The organism is Armatimonas sp., assembly GCF_043760365.1.
Lineage (GTDB): Bacteria > Armatimonadota > Armatimonadia > Armatimonadales > Armatimonadaceae > Armatimonas.
In genome coordinates, this window is record NZ_JAYUPA010000090.1 from 1 (window position 1) to 6,530 (window position 6,530).

At 55.1% G+C, this 6,530-nt stretch carries 5 protein-coding genes; 1 reads left to right on the forward strand and 4 read right to left on the reverse strand.

Annotated features, from left to right (window positions below; genetic code table 11):
- Positions 1–172: 172 nt before the first annotated feature.
- From ACH2EH_RS02285 to ACH2EH_RS02300, 4 genes are all read right to left on the reverse strand, one after another.
- On the reverse strand, positions 173–2,977 hold the full coding sequence (locus ACH2EH_RS02285; protein ID WP_395138486.1) for an ATP-binding protein: 2,805 nt from the start codon (positions 2,975–2,977) through the stop codon (positions 173–175).
- Positions 2,974–3,456, reverse strand: coding sequence for a PEP-CTERM sorting domain-containing protein (locus ACH2EH_RS02290; protein ID WP_395138495.1), 483 nt, complete (start codon positions 3,454–3,456; stop codon positions 2,974–2,976). The genes ACH2EH_RS02285 and ACH2EH_RS02290 overlap by 4 nt, the downstream gene beginning before the upstream one ends.
- 388 nt (positions 3,457–3,844) lie before the next feature.
- Positions 3,845–4,459, reverse strand: a complete 615-nt coding sequence (locus ACH2EH_RS02295; RefSeq protein WP_395138488.1) for a phosphoribosyltransferase family protein — start codon at positions 4,457–4,459, stop codon at positions 3,845–3,847.
- Between the two features lie 251 nt (positions 4,460–4,710).
- Complete coding sequence (locus tag ACH2EH_RS02300) at positions 4,711–5,493, reverse strand: DUF1559 domain-containing protein (protein WP_395138491.1); 783 nt, start codon at positions 5,491–5,493, stop codon at positions 4,711–4,713.
- A gap of 115 nt (positions 5,494–5,608) precedes the next feature.
- On the opposite strand from ACH2EH_RS02300, the gene ACH2EH_RS02305 reads away from it, so the two are divergent.
- Positions 5,609–6,382, forward strand: coding sequence for an SDR family NAD(P)-dependent oxidoreductase (locus ACH2EH_RS02305; protein WP_395138493.1), 774 nt, complete (start codon positions 5,609–5,611; stop codon positions 6,380–6,382).
- Positions 6,383–6,530 lie beyond the last annotated feature (148 nt).

The following is a 6,530-nucleotide window of genomic DNA, read 5'->3' on the forward strand; positions in this document are numbered from 1 at the left end:
CACTCCCGAGCCTGGATTTGCGGCAGCCCTCGCGATCCGTCAGATAAAAAAAGCCGCCGGACGGGTGTCTGGCGGGTCTTAGTCTCGTCTCGCTCTCGGCTCTAAGGGATATTAGAGCCTCGCACTACTTTTATTGGTGTTTCTACCAGGGTTCTTTAGATCAATCCCTCGCTTAATTTTCCGACAACCAGCCCATCACTTTTGCGGGAAAAAACTCAGTCTCAGCCACAGAAAGCAGGGCAGGCACCTCATTACTCAGCATCTCCCTTAGCTCCCCAACCAACTGCTCTTGAAATTCGAGTCGTGTCAAGCCATAGGTCTTCCGCAGCGTGTCGGATACGTCTAGAGCTTCGAAAGCTCGGTGCGGGTGCTTCCGCTGGAAGCTGAGCCATGCCACTAAATCAAGCGTGGCAACCAGGCTCTCACGGTAGCCATTGCGCTGACTCAGTGCGAGCGTTTCGCGGAGAAGTGGCAGAGCGATGTCGGGCTTTTCTGTCCGCAGCGCCGCCTGAGCTTGTCCCAGCAAACACGCAATGATGCCACGCCAGTCCTCTGTCTCTCGCAAGGTCTTGAGCGCGATCTTATAGGTACGTTGAGCCTCCTGTAGTTTTCCTTTGCGGACAGCGATATCCCCCAGGTTGATGCGGGCATGGGCAGCGTGGATCGGGTCGCGACGGCTTTCATAGAGTGCCAGACTCCGGGTAAACGCCTCTTTTGCGCGCTCCAGATCTCCTAGCCCGGCGGCTCCCGCCCCAATGCAGTTCCAGACCTGCGCCTCGCGAACCCCGTCTCCTATCGCCTGCCGAATCACCAGTGCCTCATCGAACAAGGGAAGTGCTCTAGGGAACTCCCCGCGTGACAGAGCATTGATCCCCAAGTTCATCTTAAGAGCTGCCTCCCCATGCGGGTCGTTGAGCGAGATTTTAAGAGCCGCCTCGTAGTGTGTGTCTGAGTTATGCAGATCTCCCCAACTGTAGGCAATCATTCCGAGAACGGTCCGTGCCGTTCTCTCTAGTTGAGCCGCAGAGACGTTTTCCTTGCCCCGGCAAAGCGCAACGCACTGTTCCAGGAAATGCACAGCAAGGCTTGCATCCTCTCCGTTCCACTCCAGGCGTCCTGCTGTCAGGAACAGCTCCGCAACCAGAAGCGAGTCTCCTATCTCAGTACGACGCTCCAAGAGGCGCTGGATTCGTGCACGTCCTTCTCGCAACCAGCCACGGGTCTCCCAAAAACGCCAGAGGCCCACCACCATCCGGGCCGCAGCCTCAAGACTCCCTGAGACCAGAAAGAACTCCTGAGCGGAGCGGATATTGGCAGCATCACTTTCGAGCTTAAGCAGCACCTCTTTTTGTCCGGGACCGCGTAGCTCCCGTGCATGGTCGGCAACTTGTTGCTGGAAGTGCTCGGCATGACGCAAACATAGCTGACGTGCAAGCGTCGGAGCCTCTGATTCCAGGAGCTGCGCACCGTACTCTCGGAGACTGTCCTGCAGCAGATAACGCTCCCCTTCACCCGGTCGAATCCGCAACAGACTCTTATCACGCAGGTTGACAAGTACCTCAAGCACATTGCTAACATGGCAGATCTCGGCACAGACCGCCTGAGCAGCCCCTATACTGAAGCCATCTGTAAAGCACGAAAGCCCCAGAAACAACTGCTTCTCCGTTGCACTCAGTGTCTGGTAGCTCCAGTCAATCGTCGCACGGAGGGAACGATGGCGCGGGTGGAGGTCGCGCATCCGGCTAGCAAGAACCGTCAAGCGCTGAGCCAGCGCCTCACAAATTGCGTCCAAAGAGTGGGAGCGAACCTGGGCCGCTGCGAGTTCGACAGCCAGTGGATTGCCTTCAAGTTGCTGGCAGAGGGCACCTAAAATCCCTTCCTCGTCCTGCGCGACGGAAAAATTTTGCCGGGCTTGCTGGGCGCGCTCCGTAAAAAGAACTACTGACTCTTGCAGAGTCAGTGGCTCCAGCGAGTACTCATGCTCCATGCTTAAATAAAGAAGATTCCGCGACGTCACCAGTGCCTGGAGCCGCTCGGTTCCTTTCAGGAGCACGGCAATCTCATCGGCAAGTTCTTCGAAGCGCTCTGCGCCATCCAATATCAAGAGGGCACTTGCCGTTCGGAAGTGCTCACAAAGCTGCTGCAGAGGGCTCTTTTTAGGATCTTCTACAAGACCACAGGAATGAAGAAGCGTGGACGCGAACTCATCAGAGCGCGCGAGAGGGATGGCATCCACGTACCAGATACCCTCAGGATAGTGCCAGAGGAGTTCCCCCGCGCAATGGAGAGCAAGCCGCGATTTCCCACTACCTCCCAAACCTGTGATGGTCACCAAGCGCACTTTTTTTTCGACAAGCAGCCCCTGAATCTTTTCGCTATCGGCCAGCCGCCCGACAAATGAGGTTGTTTCCGAAGGCAGGTTATGAGGATGCGAGGACTCACTTTTCAGGGTAGGAAAGTCCTCGGGCAGGCCCGTTGCCACGACCTGAAAGATATGCTCAGGCTCTTCTATCCCCCGAAAGCGGTGCCAACCCATATCCCGCCACGAGACCAAATCCGAGCGTACTTGTTGCTTCAGTGCTTCAGCGACCAAGATCTGTCCGCCATGTCCCGCATCGCGCATCCGAGAGACACGATTGAGGGGCATGCCAAAGTAGTCCTCATCGCGTTCCTCAACCTCGCCACCGTGTAACGCGATCCGTACCCGAAGCGATCCGATCTCTCCCCAGTCCTCGTTGTGCAGAGCACGCTGCACCGCAACTGCTGTCGTCAACGCTGCTTCGGCATTTGTAAAAACGATGCAGAAAGCATCCCCGACTGTCTTAAAGACAATTCCTTCTTGCGAGAGGGCTGTCTCGCGAAAGATAGTGTCGTGCCGAGCAAGAGTATGCCGCATTGCAATAGGGAATCGCTCCCAGAGCGGCGTGCTCCCTTCAATATCGGAAAATAAAAAGAATCTGAGAACGCTTTCTGTCACGAGGAAAATTGCCTACAACGGTGACGAACTCCCCCGAGCCCTAGCAGTCCTAAGAGAGTGAGACCAATCGTGGCGGGTTCCGGCGCTGGTGCAAACGGCATGATCCCGCCTCCCGGGTTAGGAGTGTTGAAGATACCCGCGTTCGGCGCGGGAGTATTGAGAGTGCCTGGGACAACATCCATGAAGTAGTGGACCAGCCCTGCCTGCGCAGCGGGGTAACCGACATGAAAATTGAAGGTTCCCGCCTGACCAGGTGCGATCAGAGCACTCCCCACCCCTTGGTAAAAATGCAGAGTACTGTACACGGGAGCCCCTGTATAGGCCAGGGCATCTCCATTGTAACTGCCCATTGGATCCAGGTAGGCCACTTGAAAGTTTGCCGCGTTGCTCCCCACTCCCAGTGCAAAAGGTGACTCAAGGAACCCAAGCTGTGTTCGACGAGGATCCCCTATGGAGTACTGCGGCATACGCAATGTCACTGACAAGAAAGTATCTACTGTCATATTTGTCATTGAGTACGAGTTGAAGTGGATCATTGGATCGGATACAGGGGTGACAATAATAGCATTCCCACTCAGTCCAAGAGGATCAAGAGCAGATGTGTACCCAGCATTGATAGTGCCTGTGTTTATAAAAGCAGACGAACCACCAAAAAAATCCGTTTGAAAGCTACCCAATGAGTTATGGTAACCTATTTCAACAACCGTTTGGGCTTGAGACGGAACACCGTTCAAGAGAATCAGAGATACTAAAGCGAGGTTACACAGAATCTTGCGAGGCATTGCTATTGTTCCTTATTTCTGGAGATATTCCAAAGTATAGAGGAACACAGAACAATGCGATAGCCCTAAATGGGGGTATTTCAGGTTAGCCTCTCCAGACACGTCCCAGCACGAGCATCTGTACCTCAGCGGCTCCGTGGTCGAGCAGAAGGCGGCGACAAGCTCGCAGAGTGGCTCCAGAGCGCGCGATATCGTCGAGGACCAACACGGGCTTGCCGAAGAACAGCGCTTCGTTCTCTACCCGAATCGTCTCCTGGTGCAAGTGCAGGTAGCTCGGCCCACCGTAGCCGATGCGCCGAATTTTGGTATGGCGCACCAAGCACCCCGTGGCATCCACGCGCTCCCCCGACTCGGCGAGCTTCTGCGCCAGTGCTCGAATGGGAGGGTCGGTAGAAAACGGATTGTGTGAGGGTGCGACCGCCACCGCGATTCCCTCGGCGAGCATCGGAGTGATTTGCTCGGTGAAGCGCTTAATCGGCCACTTGCGCTCGTTGCTCAGGGCATCAATCCAGCGCGTGAGCTTGGCGGAAGCCTCAGCATCTTTGAGCTGCCGCGCACTGTAGCCGCTCTCCCCCCCCTCGTGCACAAAGCGCAGCATCCCTTGGGTCTCTAAGTTTTGCTTGATCGCCAGATAATCACCAAGCGCGACAATCTTCTCTAAGTTCTCACGCTCTGCGAAAGCTTTCGAAAAAACTGCCATACGTTGCTATTTTACTCGATCGCCCCGTGAATGAGGTCGCCCTTCAGGCGATTCTCTTTTCAAGGCCGTACAAACAAATATGTCCCAAATGCAGCAACGATACAAAGCACAGATGTGCTCAGCTTACTCATAGCTCCCAGGGTACATGCTGGCTAGCTACTCAAGATTACGAAAGCGTTACCTCGGAAGGAAACAAAAAAAGCCTCTCTTGCACCAAAGGCACGCGAGAGGCTGGTGGATCTCAGTTTACTTTAGAACAGAGAGCGGCAAATAATCCCTCCGTTCATGCCTGGCGTGACCGGGTTGGTGACAATTCTCCCCGCGCAGTCTGCACTCGTGGTGGGATCCGCCCCAAACATGACAAAAGTGAGCGCGACTTTCTTACTCCACTTAGCATGCCCATCGGAATAGAGTAGGTTGCTTCCCTGGTTATGTAGAAAATCGTAGAGGTTGTTATTAAACTCCACAAACCCAGTAGCAACGGCCCGGGGGCGCGTCTGGGCAGTCCGCGAGTAGATATTGAACTCTCTTAGATAGACAATATCAGAAGGGTTAGGAATAGCAGCAAGTGCCTTAGTCTCAGCAACACCATTGAGAGCATAGCTTGTATCTTGACAGGTAGGGGCAATCGCCTTATTACACTCATTAAAAGGCGCATTGCCTCCCCCCACAGCGGTTCGGGGTAGTGCATCCGGGCAGCGGTAGATGCCAAAGTTTTTCACATAGGGCTGCACGTCCCGTGCCCAGTTCCGAAAGGTTGCGGGCACGGTTGCGTTAAATGGCTCATTCCAGCCTAGGGGACGGTTGTGTCCAGCAGCAAAACCACTGGCTGGATCGTTTCCTGGTAAGACTTCATCATAGTCTTGGGTGTACATCATCAGCCCAGTGCCGAGCTGTTTCAGGTTGGAGAGACAAGCGGTTTGACGGGCTTTGGCGCGGGCTTGGGCAAAGACGGGGAAAAGAATGGCGGCGAGAATCGCGATGATCGCGATCACGACAAGTAGCTCAATGAGCGTAAAAGCACGACGTTGCATTTAGAGATCCTTCTTGGAAAACAAAGAGTGCGTGACGGAAACGTTCAGCCACATACGAATTTTACCATAGGCTAATGTTAGCAAGTAAAGTGCCATTCGGTTATAATTTTGTCCTATGCGACTTCAAGGAAAATCGGCAATTGTGACGGGGGCGGCTCAGGGACTTGGGGAGGCGCTCGCACAGCGTCTGGCCAGTGAAGGCTGCTCCGTGCTTCTGGCAGATATGAGCGAGGAAAAAGCGATAGCGGCGGCGGTGAAGATAGGCGCAAGTGCGATTGGGATGCGTGCCGATGTGACAAGCGCCTCAGACTGCGCGGCGATGGTGGCATGCGCCGTGGCGGAGTTTGGCAAGCTTGATATTCTGATCGCCAACGCTGGAATTTTAATCGCGGGCGATGTGTGCGAGTTTGATCCGGAGAAGTGGCGCAAAGTGATTGATGTCAATCTCAGCGGCTACTTTATCTCAGCGCAGGCGGCGTGCAAGCAGATGGCGCTGCAGAAAAGTGGCTGCATTGTGCAGATCAACTCGAAATCGGGCAAGAAGGGCAGTCGGCGTAACTCAGCGTATGCAGCCAGCAAGTTTGGCGGGATCGGACTCACACAGAGCCTCGCGCTAGACATGGCGCCGCATGGTGTGCGCGTGAACTGTGTCTGCCCCGGCAACCTACTAGACGGTACACTCTGGCAGGACTCTCTGTTTGGACAGTACAGTCAGACCCAAGCGCTCACGAAAGAGCAAGTACGAGAAAAATACGAGTCGCAGGTGCCGCTCGGACGCAGCGCGACCTACACCGATATCGCAGGTGTCGTGGTCTTTCTGTGTACCGAGGACGCGGGCTACATGACCGGACAGGCACTCAATGTCACCGGGGGGCAAGAGATGCGATGAGAAATCTCGCTCTGGCGGCGCTGCTTCTCTTGCTTTCCACGCCGCAACAGAACCTCTGGGAAGGCTCCGAGCCTCGTCCCCAGGGTAAGACGCCGCTGGAGAAGCCCCTATTGGTCTGGCAGATGCAGCCCAAGGGCGCACAGCTACG

Excerpts from the sequence above, each read along its gene's own strand:
- ACH2EH_RS02300 (WP_395138491.1), bottom strand. The coding sequence starts at position 5,493 with ATGCAACGTCGTGCTTTTACGCTCATTGAGCTACTTGTCGTGATCGCG.
- ACH2EH_RS02305 (WP_395138493.1), top strand. The coding sequence starts at position 5,609 with ATGCGACTTCAAGGAAAATCGGCAATTGTGACGGGGGCGGCTCAGGGA.
- ACH2EH_RS02295 (WP_395138488.1), bottom strand. The coding sequence starts at position 4,459 with ATGGCAGTTTTTTCGAAAGCTTTCGCAGAGCGTGAGAACTTAGAGAAG.